Consider the following 22133-nt stretch of genomic DNA (forward strand, 5'->3'; position numbering starts at 1 on the left):
CCTGCGCCGGGGCGACGGAATTGAGGCTAACTAATGAGTCCATCGGCGCCATTTATTCGTAGGCCGGTCGCGACGGCCTTGCTGATGCTGGCAATCGTGCTGGCCGGCCTGGTCGGCTACCGCTTCCTGCCGCTGTCGGCGCTGCCGCAGGTGGACTTCCCGACCATCCAGGTGCAGACCCTGTACCCGGGCGCGAGTCCCGAAGTCATGGCGCGTACGGTCACCGCGCCGCTGGAGCGCCAGTTCGGCCAGATGTCGGGCCTGACGCGCATGAGTTCCACCAGCGCGGCCGGAGTGTCCGTGATCACGCTGCAGTTCGGCCTCGGCCAGACCCTGGACGTGGCCGAGCAGGAGGTGCAGGCCGCCATCAACGCCGGCGGCTCGCTGCTGCCGGCCGACCTGCCGGCGCCGCCGGTCTACGCCAAGGTGAACCCGGCCGACGCGCCGGTGCTGACCCTGGCGATTACCTCCGACACGCTGCCGCTCACCGAGGTCCAGAACCTGGTCAACACGCGCCTGGCGCTGAAGATCAGCCAGGTTTCGGGCGTCGGCCTGGTGACCCTGTCGGGCGGCCAGCGTCCGGCCGTCCGGATCCAGGCCGATACCGAGGCGCTGGCTTCCTACGGCCTGGGCCTGGACACCCTGCGCTCCGCCATCACGGCGGCCAACGCGAATAGCGCCAAGGGCAATTTCGACGGCCCCACGCGTTCCTACGCGATCAACGCCAACGACCAGCTGCTGGCGGTCGAGGACTACCAGAACCTGATCGTCGCCTACCGCAATGGCGCCCCGGTGCGCCTGAAAGAAGTGGCGCGCGTGGTCGACAGCGCCGAGAACGTGCGCATCGGCGCCTGGGCCAACATGAAGCCCGCGATCATCCTGAACGTGCAGCGCCAGCCCGGCGCCAACGTGATCGCCACCGTGGACGGCATCAAGGAGCGCCTGCCCGAGCTGCAGGCCGGGCTGCCGGCCGCGGTGCGCATGGACGTGCTGAGCGACCGCACCGCCGGCATCCGCTCCTCGGTCGAGCACGTGCAGATGGAACTGCTGCTGGCCGTGGTGCTGGTGGTGCTGGTGATCTTCGCATTCCTGCACAGCCTGCGCGCCACCGTGATTGCCAGCCTGGCGGTGCCGATCTCGCTGGTCGGCAGCTTCGGCGTCATGTACCTGATGGGCTACAGCCTGAACAACCTGTCCCTGATGGCGCTGACGATCGCCACCGGCTTCGTGGTCGACGATGCGATCGTCATGATCGAGAACATCGCGCGCTACATCGAAGAGGGCGAGAAGCCGATGGCGGCGGCGGTCAAGGGGGCGACCCAGATCGGCTTCACCATCATTTCGCTGACCGTGTCCCTGATCGCGGTGCTGATTCCGCTGCTGTTCATGGGCGACGTGGTCGGCCGCCTGTTCCGCGAGTTCGCGGTGACCCTCGGCGTGACCATCCTGATCTCGATGGTGGTCTCGCTCACGCTGGTGCCGATGATGTCGGCGCGCTGGCTCAAGAGCCATGAAGAAGAGCGCCCGGGCCGCTTCGCGCAAAAGTCCCAGGCCTTCTTCGACCGCGTGATCGGGCGCTACGACGTGGCGCTGGGCTGGGTGCTGGCGCGCCAGGGCCTGACCCTGCTGGTGGCCCTGGCCACCCTGGTGCTGACCGCGCTGCTGTGGGTGGTCATTCCGAAAGGCCTGTTCCCGACCCAGGACACCGGCCAGCTGCAGGCACGCCTGCAGGCGCGCCAGTCGATCTCCTATGCCGAGATGGCCAGGCTCCAGCAGCTTGCCGCCGCCGAAGTGCTGAAGGACCCGGCGGTCGCCTCGCTCAGCTCCTACGTGGGCGTGGACGCGGCCAACAACACGATGCTCAACACCGGCACCATGCTGATCAACCTGAAGGACGAGGAACGCGGCGACCAGGAAGCGATCATGAACCGGCTGCGCAGCCGGGTGGCCGGTGTGGCCGGCGTCACCCTGTACCTGCAGCCGACCCAGGACCTGACCATCGACGCCGAAAGCGGCCCGACCCAGTACCGCCTGTCGATCGAGGGCGCCGACAGCGCCACCGTGAACGAATGGGCACGCAAGCTGGTCGCCCAGATGGCCACCAAGAAGGAAGTGCGCAACGCCACCACCGACGCCGGCGCCGTCGGCAGCGCCGCCTACATCGACATCGACCGCGACACCGCCTCGCGCCTGGGCATCACGGCGGCCTCGATCGACGACGCGCTCTACAGCGCCTTCGGGCAGCGCATCGTCTCGACCATCTTCACCGAAACCAACCAGTACCGGGTGATCCTCGAGGCCCAGCAGGACGAGGCGATGTCGCTGGCAAGCTTGAACCGCCTGCAGCTGCGCACCAGCTCGGGCCAGCCGACCCCGCTGTCGGCGGTAGCCACCATCCGCGAGGCCGAGGCGCCGCTCCAGATCACCCACGTGGCCCAGTACCCGGCCGCCACCGTCGGCTTCGATACCGCCGAAGGCGTCAAGCTGGGCACTGCGGTGAATGCGATCCACAAGGCGGCGGAAGAAATCAAGATGCCGAACGCGGTCAGCATGACCTTCCTCGGCGCATCCGGCGCCTACCAGGCCTCGCTGTCGAACCAGCTGTGGCTGATCCTGGCGGCCGTGGTCTGCGTCTACATCGTGCTGGGCGTGCTGTACGAGAGCTACGTGCATCCGCTGACCATCCTGTCGACCCTGCCGTCGGCCGGCGTGGGCGCGCTGCTGGCCTTGTGGGTGACCGGGCAGGGGCTCGGGGTGATCGGCATCATCGGCATCATCCTCCTGATCGGCATCGTCAAGAAGAACGCGATCATGATGATCGACTTCGCCATCGAGGCCGAGCGCGACGAGGGCAAGGCGCCGCTGGAGGCGATCCGCCAGGCCGCGCTGCTGCGCTTCCGTCCGATCATCATGACCACGCTGGCCGCGCTGTTCGCCGCCGTCCCGCTGATGCTGGGCACGGGCGAGGGCGCCGAGCTGCGCCGCCCGCTGGGCCTGGCCATCTTCGGCGGCCTGATCGTCAGCCAGCTGCTGACGCTGTTCACCACGCCGGTGATCTACCTGGCCTTCGACCGCCTGGCGCAACGCCGCACCGGAAGGGCGCCGAACAAGCCAGAGAGGATCGGCGCATGAACCTGTCGCGGCCCTTCGTCGAACGCCCGATCGCGACCGTCCTGCTGACGATCGGCCTGGCGCTGGCCGGCATCGCCGCCTTCTTCGTGCTGCCGGTCTCGCCGCTGCCGCAGGTCGACTACCCGACCATCTCGGTGTCGGCCTCGCTGCCCGGCGCCAGCCCCGAGACCATGGCCTCGAGCGTGGCCACGCCGCTGGAGCGCAGGCTGGGCGTGATCGCCGGGGTCAACGAGATGACCTCGAGCAGCAACAATGGCTCGACCCGGGTCAGCCTGCAGTTCGACCTGAACCGCAAGATCGACTCGGCCGCGCGCGAAGTGCAGGCCGCGATCAACGCCTCCCGGGCCGACCTGCCGGCCACGCTGCGCAGCAACCCGACCTACCGCAAGGCCAACCCCTCCGACGCGCCGGTGATCATCCTGGCGCTCACCTCGAAGACCCGTTCGCCGGGCCAGATCTACGAATCGGTATCGAACCTGGTGCAGCAGCGCCTGGCGCAGGTGAAGGGCGTGGGCGAGGTCGAGATTGGCGGCGGCTCGCTGCCGGCGGTGCGCGTCGAGTTGCTGCCCTATGCGCTGAACAAATACGGCCTGTCGAGCGAGGACGTGCGCGCCGCGATCCAGGCCACCAATGCCAACCGCCCGAAAGGCGCGATCGAAGGTGCGGGGAACCGCTTCCAGATCTATTCGCAGCCGGCCGGCAAGGAGGGGAGCACCCCCGGCCAGGGCAGGCCGCAGGCGGCCGACTACCGCGACCTGGTGGTCGCCTGGCGCGACGGCGCGGCGATCCGCCTGCGCGACGTGGCCGAGGTCATCGACGGCGTCGAGAACGTCAACACGCTCGGCCTGTTCAACGGCCAGCCGGCGGTCATCGTGCTGGTGACGCGCCAGCCGGACGCCAACGTCATCGAGACCGTGGACGGCGTGCGCGCGCTGCTGCCGACCCTGCAGGCCCAGTTGCCGGGAGACGTCAGCCTGCAGGTGGCCTCGGACCGCACCAATTCGATCCGTTCCTCGCTGCACGAGATCGAGTTCACCCTGGTGCTGTCGATCCTGCTGGTGGTGCTGGTGGTGAGCGTGTTCCTGCGCAGCCTGCGCGCCACCATCATCCCGGCGGTGGCCACCGTGGTATCGCTGCTGGGTACCTTCGGCGTCATGTACATGCTGGGCTTCAGCCTGAACAACCTGTCCCTGATGGCGCTGACGGTGGCCACCGGCTTCGTGGTCGACGACGCCATCGTGGTGCTGGAGAACACGGCGCGCCACATCGAGGCCGGCATGGACCGCATGAAGGCGGCGCTGCTGGGCGCGCGCGAAGTGGGCTTCACCGTGCTGTCGATCTCGCTGTCGCTGGTGGCGGTGTTCATTCCGCTGCTGTTCATGGGCGGGCAGGTGGGCCGTTTGTTCCGCGAATTTGCCGTGACCCTGTCGGCCGCGGTGATGATCTCGCTGGTGATCTCGCTGACCACGACGCCGATGATGTGCGCCTGGCTGCTGCGCAAGGAAGACAAGGACAAGAAGCCCGGGCTTCTCGCGCGCTGGTCCGAGCGCGGCTTCGACCGCACGCTACGGGTCTACCGGCACGCGCTCGACTGGGCGCTCGACAGCAAGCTGCTGGTGATGATCATCCTCGCTTTCGTGGTCGGCCTGAACGTCTACCTGTTCGCGGCGGCGCCGAAGGGTTTCTTCCCGCAGCAGGACACCGGCCAGCTCAACGGCGGCATTCGCGCCGACCAGAGCATCTCCTTCCAGGCCATGCAGGGCAAGCTGCGCCAGCTGGTGGACATCATCCGGCGCGATCCGGCGGTCGACACCGTGGTTGCCTTCACCGGCGGCGGGCGCGCGGGCGGCGGGTTCATGTTCATCAACCTGAAACCCATCGACGAGCGCGCGAAAGGCGATACCGGACAGGCCGTCATCGCGCGCCTGCGCCCGAAGCTGGCGCGCGTCACCGGCGTGTCGATCTTCCTCAATCCGGTGCAGGACCTGCGCATGGGCGGGCGTTCCAGCAACTCGACCTACCAGTACACGCTCAAGAGCGACAACGCGGCCGACCTGAAGCAATGGGCCACGCGCCTGGCCGAATCGATGAAGCGCCAGCCGGCGCTGGTCGACGTCGACACCGACCAGGCCGAGAACGGCGTCGAGACCTTCGTCACCATCGACAAGGACACGGCGGCGCGCCTGGGCATCGGCACGCGCGACGTCAACAATGCGCTGTACAACAATTTCGGCCAGCGCCAGGTCGCCAACATCTACGACGAGCTGAACCAGTACCGCGTGATCATGGGCGTGGCCCAGCGCTATGCCCAGTCGCCGGAAGCCCTGCGCGACGTCTACGTGCCGGCGCGCGGCGGCGGCGGTGGGACCGCCACCGGCACGCAGTCCACGTCCGGCACGGCCGCTTCGTCCACCAACCTGACCGCCGCACGCGACCCGTCCAGCGGCGCGGCACTGTCCACCGGCGCCACCACCATGGTGCCCCTGAGCGCGATCGCCAGCTACGCCGAAAGCTCGACCCCGACCTCGGTCAACCACCAGGACGGCGAACTGTCGACCACCGTCTCGTTCAACCTGGCGCAAGGCTTCAATCTCGAGGACGGCCAGGCCGCGGTGAAGCAGGCCGAAGCGGACATCGCCATGCCGTCCAACGTGCGTGGCAGCTTCCAGGGCACGGCGCGCGCTGCCCAGGAATCCAGCAAGGAGCAGCCGATGCTGATCCTGGCGGCGATCGTCGTGATCTACATCGTGCTCGGCATCCTGTACGAAAGCCTGGTGCACCCGGTGACGGTGCTGTCCACGCTGCCTTCGGCGGGCGTGGGCGCGGTGCTGGCCCTGCTGCTGTTCCGGATGGAGTTCTCGATCATTGCCCTGATCGGGGTCTTCCTCCTGATCGGCATCGTCAAGAAGAACGCCATCCTGATCATCGACTTCGCCCTCGAGGCCGAGCGTGCGCGCGGCCTCTCCGCGGCGGAGGCGGTGCGCGAAGCCTGCATCCTGCGCTTCCGCCCGATCCTGATGACCACCCTGGCCGCTGCCTTGGGCGCGCTGCCGCTGGCGATCGGTTTCGGCGAAGGCTCGGAGCTGCGCCGCCCGCTCGGCATCGCCATCATCGGCGGCCTGGTCGCCAGCCAGCTCCTGACCCTGCTCACCACGCCGGTCGTCTACGTCCTGCTCGACAAGCTGCGCACCAGGAAGCCGAACGAGCATGAGCTGACCCGCCATGCCGACCTCGATCAGCCGATCCCAGCAAAATAACGAATCCATGATGAGAACCCACGCCATGTACCGCCTTTCCCTCGTCGCCCTGGCTGCCGGCATCGCCGGCGGCTGTGCCGTCGGCCCCGCCTACCAGCGCCCCACGACGCCGGAACCGGTGGCCTTCAAGGAAGCCCAGGGCTGGGTGCCGGCGGCGCCCGCCGATGCGCTCGAACGCGGCCCCTGGTGGCAGCTGTTCGACGATCCGGTGCTGAACGAGCTGGCGGGTGCCATCGAGGTCTCGAACCAGAACGTGGCGGTGGCGGTTGCCAACTATGCGCAGGCGCGTGCGCTGGTGGCGCAGCAGCGCGCGTCCCTGTTCCCGACCGTGAACCTGAGCCTGTCCGGCGACCGCGCCGGCGTGCGCGGGCAGGGCGCGGACAATGCCTATCGGCTGAACCTGGGCGGCAGCTGGGAGCCAGACGTGTGGGGCCGCCTGCGGGCCGGCGTCACCAGCGCCCAGGCCAGTGCCGAGGCCACGGCTGCCGACCTGGCCAGCGCGCGCCTGTCGGCCCAGGGCGAGCTGGCGGCGAATTATTTTGCCGTGCGCGCCCTCGACGCCCAGCGCAGCCTGCTGGCGCGCACCATCGCCGGCTACGAGCGCGAGCTGCAGATCACGACCAACCGCTTCAATGTCGGCATCGTTGCCCGCACCGACGTGCTGCAGGCCCAGACCCAGCTGGCCAATGCCCGCAACGACGAATTGAGCCTGAAGCGCCAGCGCGCCCAGTTCGAGCACGCGATCGCGGTGCTGGTCGGCAAGGCGCCGAGCGAGTTCACGCTCGCGCCGCTGCCCGAATGGCGGGTGACGGTGCCGGCGGTGCCGGTGGGCGTGCCTTCGCTGCTGCTGCAGCGCCGCCCCGACATCGCCGCCGCCGAGCGCGACGTGGCCGCCGCGAATGCGGAGATCGGCATCGCGCGCTCGGCCTACTTCCCGAACATCGGCCTGTCGGCTTCGCTCGGCACCGGCGGCAGCAGCGTGTCGGACCTGTTCTCGGCATCGAATGCCGCCTGGTCCTTCGGGCTGTCGGCGGCGCAGGCGATCTTCAACGCCGGCGCCACCCGCGCCAGCGTGGCGGGGGCCGAGGCGCGCCACCAGGCGACCGTCGCGCGTTATCGCCAGACGGTGCTCACGGCCTTCGCCGACGTGGAGAACCAGCTCAGCGCGACCCGCATCCTGGAGCAGCAGCAGGAGCTGACCCGGGTGGCTTCCGAAGCCGCCGACAAGGTCGAGCAGCAGATCCTGAACCGCTACCGCGCGGGGCAGGTGAGCTATTCGGAAGTGGTGCAGGCGCAGGCCACCGCCCTGAGTGCGCGCCGCCAGCTGGTGCAGGTGCAGGCCGACCGCCAGGCGGCGGCGGTGGCGCTGATCCAGGCGCTGGGCGGCGGCTGGCGCGCGGGGCAGGAGCAGGGCTGAACTGCCCGTCATTACGCCAAAAAACGACCTCATGCATATATAACAAAGTTATACTGCCGGGTGCTTTTTATTCATCTGGGGTCTACCTTGTTCAAATCGTTCGTCCTGCCTGTTGCCTTGATCGGCGCCGCAAACCTCGCGCTCGCCGATGAAGGCCAATGGCAACCGCACCAGCTGCCGCAACTCAAATCCGAACTCAAGCGTATCGGGATCACCATCCCGGCCGAGAAACTGGCCGACCTGAGCAAGCATCCGATGAGCGCCATCGTCTCGCTCGGCGGCTGCTCGGCCTCGTTCGTGTCGCCGGATGGCCTGGTGGTCACCAACCACCACTGCGCCTACGGCGCGGTCCAGCGCAATTCCACCCCCGAGAAGAATTACATCGTGGGCGGCTTCCTGGCCAAGACCCGCGCCGATGAACTGCCGGGCGGCCCGAACACCCTGGTGTACGTGACCGAGAAGGTCGAGAACGTCACCGACCGCGTGCTCAAGGGATTGAGCCCGACCATGTCGGGCCGCGATCGCCACGAGCTGGTGGAGTCGCGCATCAAGGCACTGGTGGCGGAGTGCGAGACCGACAAGTCGGTGCGCTGCTCGGTGCCGGCCTTCCACCGCGGCCTCGAGTACTACCGCATCAAGCAGCTGATGATCCGCGACGTGCGCCTGGTGTACGCGCCGTCCGACCGCATCGGCAACTTCGGCGGCGACATCGACAACTACGAATGGCCGCGCCAGACCGGCGACTACGCTTTCCTGCGCGCCTACGTCGGCAAGGACGGCCGCCCGGCCGACCCGTCGCCCGACAACGTGCCCTACAAGTCGAAGGACTTCCTGGTGGTCTCCGCGGAAGGCCTGAAGAACGGCGATCCGATCCTGCTGGCGGGCTATCCGGGCCGCACCAGCCGCTACAAGCTGCCGAGCGAGATCCGCTTCGCGCGCGACGTCGACTTCCCCGCCAAGGTGGGTGCAATCACCGCCGACCTCTCGGTGATCTCGGCCGCCACCATGGGCAACCCGGCCTGGGACGTGCGCTACGCGAGCGTGGCCAAGAGCCTGAACAACGTGCTCAAGAAGACGCAAGGCCTGCTGGACGGCTTCGCGCGCAAGGACATCGCCGCGATCAAGGACGTGCAGGATGCCGAGTTCCGCGCCTGGCACAAGCAGAATGGCAAGGGCGCGAAGGGCCTGCTGGGCGAACTCGATGGCGTGATCGCCCAGGACATGGCGGCCTCGCGCCAAGAAGCCGCCTGGGCCGAAGCGACGCACAGCGACCTGCTCAAGAGCGCGCGCACCCTGTACCGCCTGGCGCTGGAGCGCCAGAAGCCGGACGCGCAGCGCGAATCGGGCTACCAAGAGCGCGACCTGTCCTTCATCAAGGCGCGCCTGACCCGCCTCGAGCAATCCTTCGTGCCTCAGGTCGACGAAGCCCGCTGGGGCGCCGCGCTGGCGCGCTATGCCCGCATCGATGCGAAGATGCACCCGCAGGGCCTGGACGGGCTGCTGCCGGCGCCGAACGCGCTGAACGCGATGTACAAGGCGACCGAGCTGGCCGACACCGCCAAGCGCCTGGCCTGGATCGGCAAGGATGCGGACGCCTTCCGCAAGTCGAACGACCCCTTCATCCAGCTGGCCGTGCGCCTGCACGAGACCGGCATGGCGCTGGAAAACCGCCGCAACGAGATCGACGGCAATCTCGAACGCGTGATCCCGCAGTACATGGCGGCCGTCATCGCCTGGAAGAAGTCGCAAGGCAAGCCGGTCTACCCGGACGCCAACTCGACCCTGCGCGTGACCTACGGCACCGTGGCGCCCTACGCCCCGCGCGACGGCCTGGTGAAGGGTCCGTTCACGACGGTGGAAGGCATCGTCGAGAAAGCCACCAACAAGGATCCGTTCATCGCCCCTGCGCCGCTGCTGGATGCGATCAAGGCCAAGCGCTACGGCGTGTTCAAGGACCCGGTGCTGGGCACCGTGCCGGTGAACTTCCTGTCGAGCGCCGATACCACGGGCGGCAACTCGGGTTCGGCCGTGATGAACAAGCGCGGCGAACTGGTGGGCCTGAACTTCGATTCGACCTATGAATCGATCACCAAGGACTGGTACTTCGATACCGCGATCACGCGTGCGATCCACGTCGACATTCGCTACATGCTGTGGGTGATGAAGGAAGTCGACCGGGCCGACAACCTGCTGAAGGAAATGACGATCAAGTATCCGAAGAAGTAAGCGCAGCACGTCTTCCTGAAACCGCGGCCGGAGCGATCCCGCCGCGGTTTTCGTATTCTGCTCACGGAAGTGAGTATTTCCGCTTGTCTCGACCAGACGATTGACCTGCAAGGTCTTTACATCCAATACTAAAAATGCAATTACAACAACATCATTGGAGACAGCATGAGAACACCAAGCTTGAAAGCCTTGCTGCAAGGCTGCGCACTATTCACGATGCTGGCTGGCGCATCGATGCAAGCCCAGGCCGCATTCGGCGTCACCACGACCAAGGACGCCAGCGACCGGATCGTCAGCTACACCATCGATACCGGCGCCGGCCTGGTATTCAAGGTGCGCGGCCACCCGAACGATACCAGCACCACCTCTCCCGGCGACCTGTCCAGCATCGTCTATAACGGCGTCGAATTCCAGGATGCGGGCCGCGGCACCCAGGTCAACAGCGGCTACGACTGGATTTATACGGACCAGACCGGGGTCGAGGTCAAGGCCGAAGTGGTCGACGCCAACGGCAATGCCGTGCCGGTGACGGTGCCGGCTGCCGGCCAGAGCGCGACCACCGCGGCCAGCGACTACATCAAGGTGACGGTCAAGACGCTCGGCGGCGCGACCGGGGTCCTGACCCATTACTACCTGGTGAGGAAGGGCGACCCCAGGATCTACATGGGCACCCACTTCACTGCCGAGCCGACCGGCCAGGCGCTGGTGCGTTTCATTGCGCGCCTGCGCATCGCCGCGCTGCCCAGCGGCACGCCGGCCGGCACGCCCGGCGGCCTGGTGACGAATGCCGATCCGAACCGCCCGCCATCCTGGCCCGACGATCTGCGCGGCACTACCGGCGCCATCGAGTCGGGCGACATCTTCGGCATCAACAGCGGCGCGAATGCGGGCGAGACGCGCTCCAAGCACTACTCCAACATGCGCCTGAAGGACTGGACCCATATCGGCGGCACCGGTCCGAACGTCGGCGTGTGGATCGTCCGCGACAACAACGAAGGCGGCTCCGGCGGTCCGTTCTACCGCAGCCTGCTCAACCAGATCACCAGCACCAACAACGAGATCACCTACATCGTCAACTACGGCGAGGGCCAGACCGAAGCCTTCCGTTTCAACCGCCTGAACGCCTACACCATGGTGTTCAACAACGGCGCGGCGCCAGGCAGCGTCGATACCGCATGGTTCTCGAAGATGAACCTGCTCGGTTACGTGCCGCCGACGGCGCGCGGCAACGTGTTCGTGCCGGCCATCTACGGCCGCAACCCGGCCTTCCCGTACACCGTCGGTTTCGCCAACGCCACCGCGCAATACTGGGCCGATGCCGCCAGCCACGACGGCAATACCCAGGCCAACGGCATGCTCCCCGGCGCCTACACCATGACCGTCTACAAGAACGAACTGGCGGTCGCCACGTCGACGGTCAAGGTCACGGCAGGCACCACCAATATCGTGCCGGCGCTGACGATCGCCGCCGACCCGCTGGTGAACAACGACGACCCGCGCGGCAAATGGCACATCGCGAAAGGGGACCCGAGCCTGACGCAGGCGCTGTTCCGCATCGGCGAGTGGGACGGCACGCCGCGGGAATTCCTGAATGGCGACAAGATCACCATCATGCACCCGTCCGACGTGCGCATGAGCCCATGGTTCGCCACGGCGAGCAGCGCCGATCCCTACCGTGTCGGCACCTCGACGCCCGGCCTGCACATGCCGGCCTTCCAGTGGAAGGGCTTGAATACCGCGCCGAACGGTCCGGTCACGATCAGCTTCGCCCTGAAGGCGAGCCAGATCTCGGCCACGTCGACCTACCGCTTCAGGATCGGCATCACCGCCGCGCAGGCGGGCGGCCGCCCGCAGATCAATGTGAACAGCTGGACCTCGCCTTTCGTCGGCTCGCAGTCCGGCGACCTGTTCCCGCCGGGCCAGCCATCGACCCGCACCATGACGGTCGGCACCTACCGCGCGCGCAATATCACCTACGACTACACGATTCCGGCCAGCGCGCTGGTCGCCGGCCAGAACACGCTCAAGATCTGGGTCGTCAGCGGGTCCACCAGCGCATCGAGCTGGCTGACCCCGGCCGTCTCCTTCGACGCCATGGACCTGGTCAAGATCAACTAAGCACACGCAAGCAGAGGCTCTCCCGCGCTACGGGAGAGCACTCCACCACAACACATTCCAGAAGAGACCATCGTGAAACTCATCTCCCTTTGCCTCACCCTCGCCGCCGCATTCGCCATCGGCAGCACCAGCGCCCACGCCGGTGTCATCACCGTCGCCAGCCCCAACGTGCCGGTCGAGATCTGCGATACCTGCACGGTCAGCTCGACGCTGAACGTGGAGCGCCATGGCCGCGTCCTGGACGTCGACGCACTGGTCAACATCACCCACGGCTGGGATGCCGACCTGGTGCTGAGCCTGAGCCATGACGGCGTGACCGTGCTGCTGTCGAACCGCCAGGGCGGCTCGGGCGGCGCCAACTATACCGACACCCTGTTCGACGACGGCGCCGCCATCAGCATCGCCGAAGGCTATGCCTACGCCCCTTACACCGGGTCGTTCCGGCCGGAGGAGGCATTGGCCGCCTTCATCGGCCACAACGTGTTCGGCGCCTGGACCCTGACGGTGGTGGACAGCGAAGCGGGCGACGCCGGCAGCATCGACGGCTGGGCGCTCACTGCCGAGGTGCCGGAGCCCGGCTCGCTGGCCCTGTTCGCGGTTGCGGCGCTCGGCCTGGGCGGTGCGCGCCGCCGCAAGCTCAGGTAAAGCGGGTCGCGAAGCGGCTCTCGATAGGCCGGCCTTGCCCGGCTGGGGGCAATCGTGTCCGGATCCGGACGGTGAGCCTTGCGCATTGGTCGGCGAGTGGCCATAATCGCCTGCTGACCTGACCTTGCGTCCCCCGCATCGAATGAACGAACCGCTCGCCTTTCTCGGTTTCAGCACCACGCCGCTGGAACTCATCTCTTTCCTGCTGGCGGTGACCACCGTGCTGCTGAACATCCGCCAGAAGCACTGGGCCTGGCTGTTCTCGATCGCGTCGTCAAGCACGTACGCCGTGGTCTTCTTCGAGGCCAGGCTGTATGGCGACATGGGCCTGCAGTTCGTGTTCATCGGCGCCTCGGTATGGGGCTGGTACCAGTGGCTGCACGGCGCCGGCGACCAGCAACTGGTGGTCACGCGCCTGAAGAGCGCGGGCTGGGGCTGGTCCATCGCCGCCTGGGCCATCGGCTTCGTGCTGCTGTCGCAGTTCCTCGACCGTCTCACCGACACCGATGTGCCGCATGCGGACGGCTTCCTGACCGCCGGCAGCCTGGTGGGCCAGCTCCTGCTGGGCCGCAAGAAGGTGGAGAACTGGCTGGTGTGGATCGTGGTGGACGTGCTCTACGTCGGCCTGTACATCTACAAGGACCTGCACCTGACCGCCATCCTGTATGGGGTGTTCGTGGTGCTGGCCTGGACCGGCTGGCGCGCCTGGTCGAACATCGCGCGGAGGGATGCGTGAAGCCCAAGCCGATGCGCATCGCCGTGCTCGGCGCCGAATCGTCCGGCAAATCGACCCTGTGCGACGCCCTGGCGCGGCGCTACGGCACCGTGTGGGTGCCGGAGTACCTGCGCGAATTCGTCGATACCCACGGCCGCGTGCCGGACGAAGAAGACCAGTACCCGATCGCGTGCACCCAGCGCGCGCGCGAGGACGAGGCGGCCGCGCGCGCCGCAGGTTTCCTGTTCTGCGACACGACGCCCCTGATGACGGCGCTGTACAGCCGCCAGTACTGGGGCCGCGTCGACCCGCAGCTGGCGCACCTGGCCAGCAGCCACGACTACGCCTGGACCCTGGTGACGGCGCCCGACAGCCCCTGGGAGCCGGACGGGCTGCAGCGCGAATCGGAAGAGGTGCGCCAGACCGTGCACCGGATGCTGGTCGAGACGCTGCAGGCGCGTGCCATCCCCTACGTCCTGCTCGAAGGCAGCCTGGAGCAGCGCTTGCGCCAGGTGGAGGGTCTGCTGGGGCGTCCTGCTGACTCTTTGTCTCTTGATTGAGGTGGATTGAGGAGACAAGCGGTTACATTTGCCTTTTTGTTGCCGTATGGTATTAGAATGTTTTTCTCAGCTTTAATAAATACGGCGGTGCGCTGTGAAAAACTGGATAGGCCGCCTGCTCGGCGGCACCGAGAAGGAGACCGCTGCCTCAGCCGCGATTGACGCGGCCGCGGTGGCAAATGAGACCGATATGGCGGCCGATGTGGACGCTGCCTACTACCGTTGGCTGGCCGCCTCGAGCGGCACCAACGCCAGTCCAGAGATCGAACGGCAGATCCTCGACGAGCTGCGCGCCCTCACGGACGACCCCGAAAGCGCGTCCGGCCTGGTGCCGCGCGTGCCGGAACTCGTGACGCAGCTGCTGGGCGCCCTGTCGGACGAGAACATCTCCACTGCCGCGCTGTCGGCCGAGGTGGGGCGCGACCTGGTGCTGGTCGCCGAAGTGATCCGCGAGGCGAACAGCGCCTACTACCGGCCGGCCAAGCCGATCGAGACCCTCGACGGCGCGGTGACCATGCTCGGCCTGAACGGCCTGCGCATGCTGCTGGCGCGCATCGCGATGCGCCCGCTGATCCGCGTGAAGGTGCAGGGCGTCGCGCGGCAGGTGGCGCCGAACGTGTGGCGCCACTCCGAGCGCTGCGCCTTTGCCGCCAGCGTGATGGCGCCGGGCCTGTCGGCCGGCGTTTTCGAATCCTACCTGGCCGGCCTGATGCAGAACGTGGGCCTGCAGGTCGCGTTCCAGATCGCGGACCGGGTCTGCCAGGGCAAGGTGCCCGGTTCGGGGACCTTCGGGATCGAACTGTTCGAGGCCAGCCGCCAGCTGTCGGCCGTGATTGCCCGTCACTGGGACTTCCCGGCCGAGGTGGTCGAGGCGATCGCCTGGGCGGGCGACCCGGACGGGCCGCACCTGGCCCAGGCGCTGACCCAGGGCGACCGCATCGCCAAACTGCGCCTGCTGCTCGATGCAGAGGTGATCGAGCCGGACGACAGTTTCGTGACCGCCGGCCTGGATGGCTTCCAGCGGCGCTGCCTGGGCAAGCTGGCCGAGCTGGCCGACTGACACCGTCGGCCAGCCAACCCTGTCAGAAGTCGAACTGCGCCGACACCCTGAACGTGCGCGGCGCGCCCGGCAGCAGGTAGCCGCCCAGCGACTGCGTCACGTCGCGCCAGTAGAACTTGTCGAACACGTTGTCCACGCGGGCGCGCAGGATGGTGTTCATCCCGCCCACGCGCAGCGCATACGAGGCGCCCAGCGCGGCCACGTGGTAGCCCGGCACGACGGCGCGGTTGGCCGGGTCGAAGGCCTTGCTTCCCGAATACTGCCAGGTGGCGTCCACTTTCAAGCCGCGCAGCGCCGGCACCGCGTATTCCACCCAGGCGGTCGAGCGGAACTCCGGCACGTTGGTCACGCGCTTGCCTTCGACATCGAGGTCGCCGGTGCCGGTCTGTTCGGCGTCGAGCGCCATCAGGGACAGGCTGTAGTTCAGGTCGGAATTCAGCTTGCCCTGGGCCGCCAGTTCGACGCCGCGGTGGCGCTGCTGGCCGGCGCGCACGAAGAGGTTGGCGGCGTTGACGTACTCCAGGCCCTGCCGAATGTCGAAGGCCGCGGCCGACAGCATCACCGCATTGCCCACCACGCCCTTGACGCCCACTTCCACCTGCTTCGAGCGGCTCGGCGGCAGCACGCTGTTTTCGTTGGCGGTGCCCATTTCGGCGATGCCGCCATGCTGCAGGCCGTGGCTCAGCGAGCCGTAGACGCTCCAGTCGCGCGCCGGCTTGTAGACCAGGGCGACGCTCGGCAGCACGAAGGAATCGTCGGCATGCACCCAGCCCTGTTCGATCTCGGCCAGCTCGTCGCGCTTGAGCTTTACCCAGCGCAGGCCGGTGTGCAGCGTGATCTTGTCGGACAGCGCCGCCACGTCCTGCACGAACAGGGCGCTTTCGCGGTCGCTGCGGCGCTCCATCACCGGGCCGGTACGCGGATTGCCCGGGGCCGGATCGACGGTCTGGTTGTTCCAGATGTTGCTGTAGCCCGCGTAGTCGTAGACGTATTCGCCGAAGCTGTCGTGGCGCTCGGACAGGGCGGCGCCCACGGTCAGCTGGTGGCGCACGGCGCCCGTGGCGAAGCGGCCCTGCAGCATGGCCTGCAGGCCCCACGGTGTCCGGCGCTCGCCCACGCTCTGGTAGTCATACACGTCGTAGTCGCCGTTCGAGCAGTAGCCCGGATAGAAGCCGTCGCCCTCGTTGCTGCAGCCGTAGGGGAAGGCGGTGTAGTCGTCGCGCTTGAACCAATGCTTGTTGGCGTTGAACGTGGCGGTCCAGTCCGGGTTGAGGCGGTATTCGAAGCGCAGGCCCAGGTTGCTGCTGTCGGTCTCGACCGGCCTGGTCCAGGGCTGGTCGTTCAGCAGGGTCTTGGCCGATACGCCGGTCGGCAGGACTTCGTTGCGCAGCAGCTGGTAGCCCGGCGCCGTGATCTGCGCCTTGTGCTGGTGGTCGACGTCGAGCTGGAGCAGGGCGTCCGGGCTGATCTGCCAGTCGAACGCGGCGGAGACGAACTGGCGCTCGCCGTCGGCGCCGCGCACGTAGGACTTCAGGTCATCAAACGCGGCATTGATGCGATAGCCGAAGCGGCGGTCCTCGAAGCGGCCGCCCAGGTCGATCGAGCCATGCAGGGTGCCGCGCTCGCTCGCTTCCACCAGGACGGATCGCAGCGGCGCATTGGTCGGGCGCTTGGTGACGAAGTTGACCATGCCGCCGGGCGCCGCGACGCCGGCCTGCAGGCCGGCCAGGCCGCGCAGCACTTCGATGCGTTCCTTGTTCTCCAGCGGGATCTGGGTGTCGGCGGAAATCGCGATGCCGTCCTTGCGGTAGCTGGTGGCGTTGTCGAGGGCGAAGCCGCGGATCGAGAACTGCTCGGCATAGCCGACCGCGTTGTAGGCGTCGCCGATCGAAGCGTCGTAGCGGGCGGCGTCGGTCACGTTGCGGATCGACAGGTCCAGCATCTGGGTGCGATTGATGGCGGTGATCGATGCCGGGGTGTCGAGCAGCGGCGCGTCGGAAAAACCGCCGATGCTGGCGCGGTCGCTGGCGACCCAGCGGCTGCCGGTGACGACCACCGAGGCCACGCCGTCAAGCTCTTGTGCGGATGCGTTGGTGGAGAAGGCCTGCAGGATGGCGCAGGCAATCAGGGAGTATTTCAGCTTGGATGTCATGGTTTGCTCGTCTTCGCGCGCCACATCAAGCATGGCGCGCTGCTTTCATTAAAAAAGCCGGAGCCAACGTGGGGGAAGGGCAAACAAGGATGGGAACTGCGTTGCGCTTTCCTTCGCTGGCATTATCCAGATCAGGTACGAAGGGTATCTCTCACCCGGCAACGCGCTGTTCGCGCATGCCAGGACCCCTAGCGAGGCGGCAGTGTAGCACGATCGAGGGACATTGGCGGGCTGTCAATAAGCGGTGATCGCTGCGGAAAAGAAGAGATCGCAGTAGGGTAAATACAACGAATTTATTAAATTTGATTATTTATGTTGTCACATAGAAATAATCGCTAAAAATATGATTAAATTGACGAACCTAAACCCATATTTATCGGAATCATGGACCTTTTCCAACGCACGGGGATCGCCAAGCAGCTGTACATTGCTTTCGGGCTGATCCTGGCCATTACCCTCATCCTGGCCATCTTTTCGGTCAACCGCGTGAACAGCATCCAAGGCGCCCTGCAAACCGCCAATATCGTACGCAATGATCAGTTGGAGCCGTTGTATGCAGCGCGTGAGGCCCTGGCCCAGACTGGCATCGCCGCACGCAACGCCTACATTTTCAAGGAGCCAGCTTCGGCGAACCGCGAACTGGATCTGGTCGACGGCTACAAGGCTGACTACCTGAAGGCGCTGACGCTGCTTGATTCCACCCTCCGCCTCAATCCGCAGTATCAACGAGTGAAGACCGACATGCTGGAGATGGCCAAAGCCCTGGAACGCCCACGGGCTTACCGCGCCGCCAACGAAATGGACGCATTTGGGCGATTCCTGGTAGAAGAATGCAGTCCCTTGCGTCGCCAGATTGTCGCCAACATCGACCAGCTAGTGCAATCGCTTCAGCGCAGCAATGCGGTAACGACCGCTGCCGCGACTGAAGAAGCCGCGGGGGCACGCTACTGGATCACAGGATTGAGCGCAGTAGCAGTGATCTTGTGCGCCGCCGTCGGTATGGCGATAGTACGTAGCCTGCTGGGTCAGCTCGGCGGTGAACCGGCGCATGCCACCAGTGTCGCGCAGGCCATCGCCGAGGGCCAGTTGTACCACAAGGTGGATAGTTCGCGGGCCGGCCCTGCCAGCATGATTCACGCAATGGCAGTCATGCGCGGCGAACTGGCGGACATCGTAACCCGGGTACGTCACGGTACCGAAGCGATCGCTTCCGCATCGTCGGAAATCGCGAGCGGCAACGCCGACCTGTCGCGCCGCACCGAAACCCAGAGCGCTGCGCTTGCGCAGGTAGCGGGCTCGATGTCCCACCTGGTCCAGACCGTGCGCCAGAATGCCGACTACGCCAAGCAGGCCAGCGCGCTCGCGGCGACTGCATCGGCCATCTCGGAGGAAGGCGGTGCGGCAGTCGACCAGGTCGTCGCTACCATGGACCTGATCAACGACTCGTCCAGGAAAATCGTCGACATCATCTCGGTCATCGACGGAATCGCTTTTCAGACCAACATCCTGGCACTGAACGCCGCGGTCGAAGCAGCGCGCGCAGGCGAACAGGGCAGGGGGTTCGCGGTAGTGGCCGGCGAGGTGCGCAACCTGGCGCACCGCTCCGCTTCAGCCGCCAAAGAAATCAAGGCGTTGATCGAGGATTCGGTGGCCAAGGTCGGCGCCGGAACCGCCCTGGTAGGCGAGGCCGGAACCACGATCCGAAAAGTCGTGGAGGGCGTGCATCGCGTTACCGACATCATCGGTCACATCGGCATTGTCACCGGCTCGCAACGCGCCAACATCGAGCAGGTTGACACTGCAATCCTCAGCCTCGACACGATGACCATGCAAAACGCCGCCCTTGTCGAAGAAGCCGCAGCCGCGGCGGAATCACTGCGTATGCAGGCAGCGGAACTGCATACGGTCGTCGGCATCTTCGAACTCGAGGAAGGGGTGCCCTCACGGCCCCGCCTTTGCGCCCCCGGACATGGTGCCGGCACCAGGCATTCTTGACCGGAGCATTCATGAACTCTTTCACGCAAGAGGGCTCCGCCGCCACCCGGACGGTATGCCAGGCCATCGAGACCCGGCCGCAGGGCCTGACCCCGAACGGTCGCGCCTCGTTGGCGGAATCGGTCCTCGACAATCTCAAGGAAGTGGTGTTTCAGACTGACGCGCAGGGGTATCTGGAAGTCCTCAACCCCGCCTGGGAAGAATTGAGCGGGCAAGATGTCGGCAGCTCGCTCGGCAGATACTCCCTCGATTTTGTCCATCCCGACGACAGGGAACGAAAGCGGGAACTGCTACGCCCCTTGGTAACCGGTGAGCGCGAGTGCTGCCGGCAGGAGATGCGCTACCTTCGTAACGGAAGCGAATTGCGCTGGGTTGAAGTATTCGCCCGCGCCATCGTGGGACGCGATGGTGTTGTCACCGGCATTGCCGGTACCTTGAACGACATCTCCGAGCGAAAGGCGGCCGACGAGCGCTTGCGGCTCGCCGCCAGCGTTTTCGCCAATGCGGGCGAAGGCATCATGATTACCTCCCCCAAGGGAGAGATCGTGGACGTCAACACGGCGTTCGAAGCGATTACGGGCTATCCACGAGAAGAAGTAATCGGGCGCAATCCACGCGTGCTGAGCTCGGGACGGCAAGATGGCGCATTTTACGCAAGGATGTGGGAGAGCCTGCAACGGGAAGCTTGCTGGCAGGGCGAGGTGTGGAATCGCCGGAAGAACGGTGAATTCTACGTCGAACGGCTGACGATCACGACCATCCTCAGGGACGACGGCAGCCTTTCCAACTATATCGGCATATTCTCCGACATTACCAGCCAGAAGCGGCAAGCCGAGCATCTCGAGCATATTGCCCACTACGACCCCTTGACCGGACTGCCGAACCGGCGACTGCTGGCTGATCGCTTGCAGCAATCGATGGCCCGCGCGCGGCGCAGCGGGTCGAGCGTCGCTGTGGCCTATCTCGACCTGGACGGCTTCAAGATCGTGAATGACCGCTATGGGCACGAATATGGTGACGAGCTGTTGGTGGTGCTTGGTCAGAGGATCCGCGCCGTCGTTCGCGAATGCGATACTGCCTGCAGGCTCGGTGGAGACGAGTTTGTGGTTGTCTTCGACAGCATCGACTGCATCGAGGACTGCCGTCCCATGATGGAGCGACTTCTCGAAGCGGTTGCGCGGCCTGTGCATGTCGGACAGGTCGCACTCGTGGTCACCGGCAGCGCCGGGATTTCACTCTATCCGCAAGAAGACGACATCGATGCGGACCAACTGATGCGGCAGGCCGACCAGGCCATGTACCAGGCCAAGCTGGCAGGAAAGAACCGGTTCTGCGTGTTCGACAGCCTGCATTACAGGACGGCCGTCGACCGCAATGAGCAGATCGCGGGCATCAGGCGTGCACTCGACAAGGACGAATTCGTGCTGCATTACCAGCCGATCGTCAATCTCAGGAGCGGAGAGCTGAACTCGGTGGAGGCGCTCATCCGCTGGGAGCACCCGGTGCGCGGCTGCCTGGGACCGGCGGAGTTCCTGCCAGCGATCGAGGGGCACGCCGTGATGCTGGACCTGGAAAACTGGGTGCTCGAGGAAGCCATGTGCCAGCATGAGCGTTGGCTCGATGCCGGTCTTGATATCGCCATCAGCGTCAACATGAGCGGCATCCAGCTGCACCAGGACGACTTCGTCCGGCAGCTCGGCCGGATGCTGGAGTGCCATCCACGGGTCAAGCCGCGAAGCCTCAAGCTGGAGGTCCTCGAGAGCAGCGCACTCGTTGACATGCAGCGCGTATCGCGCTTGATCTCGGAATGCAGCGAGCTTGGGGTGTCGTTCGCGCTGGACGACTTTGGGACCGGTTATTCCTCGCTGAGCTACCTGAAGCAGCTTCCTGCCAAGCGCATCAAGATCGACCACGGTTTCGTGCGCGATATGCTGGAAGATCCGGACGACCTTGCCATCCTCGAAGGCGTAATCGGGATGGCAGCGGCGTTCAAGCGCGAGGTCATCGCAGAGGGTGTCGAAAGCATCCGGCACGCCCAGATGCTGGTGCAGCTGGGTTGCGTCCTGGGCCAGGGCTTCGGCATCGCTCGTCCCATGCCCGCGCAGGCGCTGCCCGGGTGGCTGGCGCAATGGCGTTTGCCGCAAGAACTGGCGGACTGCGCGGTGTTGGAGCGCGAGGATACCCTGCTGCTCAAGGCGATCGTCGAGCACCGCGCCTGGCGCCTTGCCTTCTCGGCTTCGTTCGACAGCGCAGACTGGCCGTTGTACGACGGCGGCATCGCCGGCATGCGGATCCTCGACAGATGGATTGCGCTGGGTGGGGCGAAGCAGCAGCGTTGCCAGCACATGATTGCGGAAGTGATGGCGGTCCGCGATACGCTGCAGTCGCTTGTCGACGACATGCTGGGGGGACGCGCCAGGGGAGAACCGCGCAATGCCGAACTGGAGTGCCGGCTGGACCGTGTCGCTGATGCGTTGTCCGGCCTGCTGGAACGCCTGGTCGAAAGCTGAACTCATCCGAGAGACGGCGAGTCAAGAAGGAGCAATCCCATGTTGAAGAAGATCGATGCATCGGCGTTGAAAGTAGGGATGTTCATCCATCATCTCGATTGCGGCTGGATGGAACATCCATTCGTACGCAACCGCTTCCTGTTGCGCTCCGAGGATGAAATCCAGAAGATCCGCAATGCCAAGATCCGCGGTGTCGTCATCGACTGCAGCAAGGGCCTCGACGTGGACGACGCGCCGACCCTGGCGCAGGCCGATGCCGCCACCGAAGCGGAAGTGACGGCGATCGCCGCCGCGCCGCGGATCGTCACCCGCGTGTCCCTGGGTGAAGAGCTGCAGCGTGCCGCGC

At 66.1% G+C, this 22133-nt stretch carries 13 protein-coding genes and 1 riboswitch; of the genes, 12 read left to right on the forward strand and 1 reads right to left on the reverse strand.

From position 1 onward, the window contains the following. Window positions 1-33: 33 nt before the first annotated feature. The 9 genes from FG94_RS00805 to FG94_RS00845 all read left to right on the forward strand — a co-directional run bounded on the left by FG94_RS00805 (window position 34) and on the right by FG94_RS00845 (window position 15130). Window positions 34-3132, forward strand: coding sequence for an efflux RND transporter permease subunit (locus FG94_RS00805; protein WP_036205869.1), 3099 nt, complete (start codon window positions 34-36; stop codon window positions 3130-3132). Continuing rightward, window positions 3129-6389, forward strand: coding sequence for an efflux RND transporter permease subunit (locus FG94_RS00810; protein WP_036205871.1), 3261 nt, complete (start codon window positions 3129-3131; stop codon window positions 6387-6389). Before FG94_RS00805 ends, FG94_RS00810 begins: the two co-directional genes overlap by 4 nt. A gap of 25 nt (window positions 6390-6414) precedes the next feature. Continuing rightward, window positions 6415-7806 carry an efflux transporter outer membrane subunit gene (locus FG94_RS00815; protein WP_229445801.1) on the forward strand — a complete coding sequence of 464 codons (1392 nt, stop codon included), beginning with the start codon at window positions 6415-6417 and terminating at the stop codon, window positions 7804-7806. 87 nt (window positions 7807-7893) lie between these two features. After that, entirely contained in the window at window positions 7894-10032 is a 2139-nt protein-coding gene (locus FG94_RS00820) for a S46 family peptidase (RefSeq protein ID WP_036205873.1), read from the forward strand. 165 nt (window positions 10033-10197) lie between these two features. Further along, the gene (locus FG94_RS00825; RefSeq protein ID WP_036205874.1) at window positions 10198-12150 is read left to right on the forward strand and encodes a rhamnogalacturonan lyase B N-terminal domain-containing protein; all 1953 of its coding nucleotides are present in this window, start codon (window positions 10198-10200) and stop codon (window positions 12148-12150) included. A 72-nt stretch (window positions 12151-12222) separates the two neighbouring features. Beyond that, the gene (locus tag FG94_RS00830; protein WP_036205876.1) at window positions 12223-12795 is read left to right on the forward strand and encodes a proprotein convertase P-domain-containing protein; all 573 of its coding nucleotides are present in this window, start codon (window positions 12223-12225) and stop codon (window positions 12793-12795) included. A 142-nt stretch (window positions 12796-12937) separates the two neighbouring features. Further along, entirely contained in the window at window positions 12938-13531 is a 594-nt protein-coding gene (pnuC, locus tag FG94_RS00835) for a nicotinamide riboside transporter PnuC (RefSeq protein ID WP_036205878.1), read from the forward strand. Window positions 13532-13542: 11 nt separating this feature from the next. Continuing rightward, the gene (locus FG94_RS00840; RefSeq protein ID WP_036205910.1) at window positions 13543-14070 is read left to right on the forward strand and encodes an AAA family ATPase; all 528 of its coding nucleotides are present in this window, start codon (window positions 13543-13545) and stop codon (window positions 14068-14070) included. Window positions 14071-14164: 94 nt separating this feature from the next. Further along, on the forward strand, window positions 14165-15130 hold the full coding sequence (locus FG94_RS00845) for an HDOD domain-containing protein (protein ID WP_036205880.1): 966 nt from the start codon (window positions 14165-14167) through the stop codon (window positions 15128-15130). A gap of 22 nt (window positions 15131-15152) precedes the next feature. Here FG94_RS00845 and FG94_RS00850 read toward each other — a convergent pair whose 3' ends face one another. Beyond that, window positions 15153-17282 carry a TonB-dependent siderophore receptor gene (locus FG94_RS00850; protein WP_036205911.1) on the reverse strand — a complete coding sequence of 710 codons (2130 nt, stop codon included), beginning with the start codon at window positions 17280-17282 and terminating at the stop codon, window positions 15153-15155. Between the two features lie 91 nt (window positions 17283-17373). Beyond that, window positions 17374-17482, reverse strand: a riboswitch (TPP riboswitch). Window positions 17483-17666: 184 nt separating this feature from the next. Between FG94_RS00850 and FG94_RS00855 the strand changes: the two genes are divergently transcribed. The 3 genes from FG94_RS00855 to FG94_RS00865 all read left to right on the forward strand — a co-directional run. Continuing rightward, window positions 17667-19277 (forward strand): methyl-accepting chemotaxis protein, encoded by a 1611-nt coding sequence (locus tag FG94_RS00855; RefSeq protein ID WP_036205882.1) that lies wholly within the window; start codon window positions 17667-17669, stop codon window positions 19275-19277. 11 nt (window positions 19278-19288) lie between these two features. After that, window positions 19289-21787, forward strand: coding sequence for a bifunctional diguanylate cyclase/phosphodiesterase (locus FG94_RS00860; protein ID WP_051995934.1), 2499 nt, complete (start codon window positions 19289-19291; stop codon window positions 21785-21787). Window positions 21788-21826: 39 nt separating this feature from the next. Beyond that, a partial coding sequence (locus FG94_RS00865; protein WP_152570797.1) for a DUF3391 domain-containing protein occupies window positions 21827-22133 on the forward strand: 307 nt, incomplete at its 3' end.

It is taken from the genome of Massilia sp. LC238 (genome assembly GCF_000735635.1).
In the GTDB taxonomy this organism is placed as follows: domain Bacteria; phylum Pseudomonadota; class Gammaproteobacteria; order Burkholderiales; family Burkholderiaceae_D; genus Telluria; species Telluria varians.

Coding starts and splice junctions, on each gene's coding strand:
- FG94_RS00805 (WP_036205869.1), top strand. CDS start 34: ATGAGTCCATCGGCGCCATTTATTCGTAGGCCGGTCGCGACGGCCTTG.
- FG94_RS00810 (WP_036205871.1), top strand. CDS start 3,129: ATGAACCTGTCGCGGCCCTTCGTCGAACGCCCGATCGCGACCGTCCTG.
- FG94_RS00815 (WP_229445801.1), top strand. CDS start 6,415: ATGTACCGCCTTTCCCTCGTCGCCCTGGCTGCCGGCATCGCCGGCGGC.
- FG94_RS00825 (WP_036205874.1), top strand. CDS start 10,198: ATGAGAACACCAAGCTTGAAAGCCTTGCTGCAAGGCTGCGCACTATTC.
- pnuC (WP_036205878.1), top strand. CDS start 12,938: ATGAACGAACCGCTCGCCTTTCTCGGTTTCAGCACCACGCCGCTGGAA.
- FG94_RS00840 (WP_036205910.1), top strand. CDS start 13,543: ATGCGCATCGCCGTGCTCGGCGCCGAATCGTCCGGCAAATCGACCCTG.
- FG94_RS00850 (WP_036205911.1), bottom strand. CDS start 17,282: ATGACATCCAAGCTGAAATACTCCCTGATTGCCTGCGCCATCCTGCAG.
- FG94_RS00855 (WP_036205882.1), top strand. CDS start 17,667: ATGGACCTTTTCCAACGCACGGGGATCGCCAAGCAGCTGTACATTGCT.
- FG94_RS00860 (WP_051995934.1), top strand. CDS start 19,289: ATGAACTCTTTCACGCAAGAGGGCTCCGCCGCCACCCGGACGGTATGC.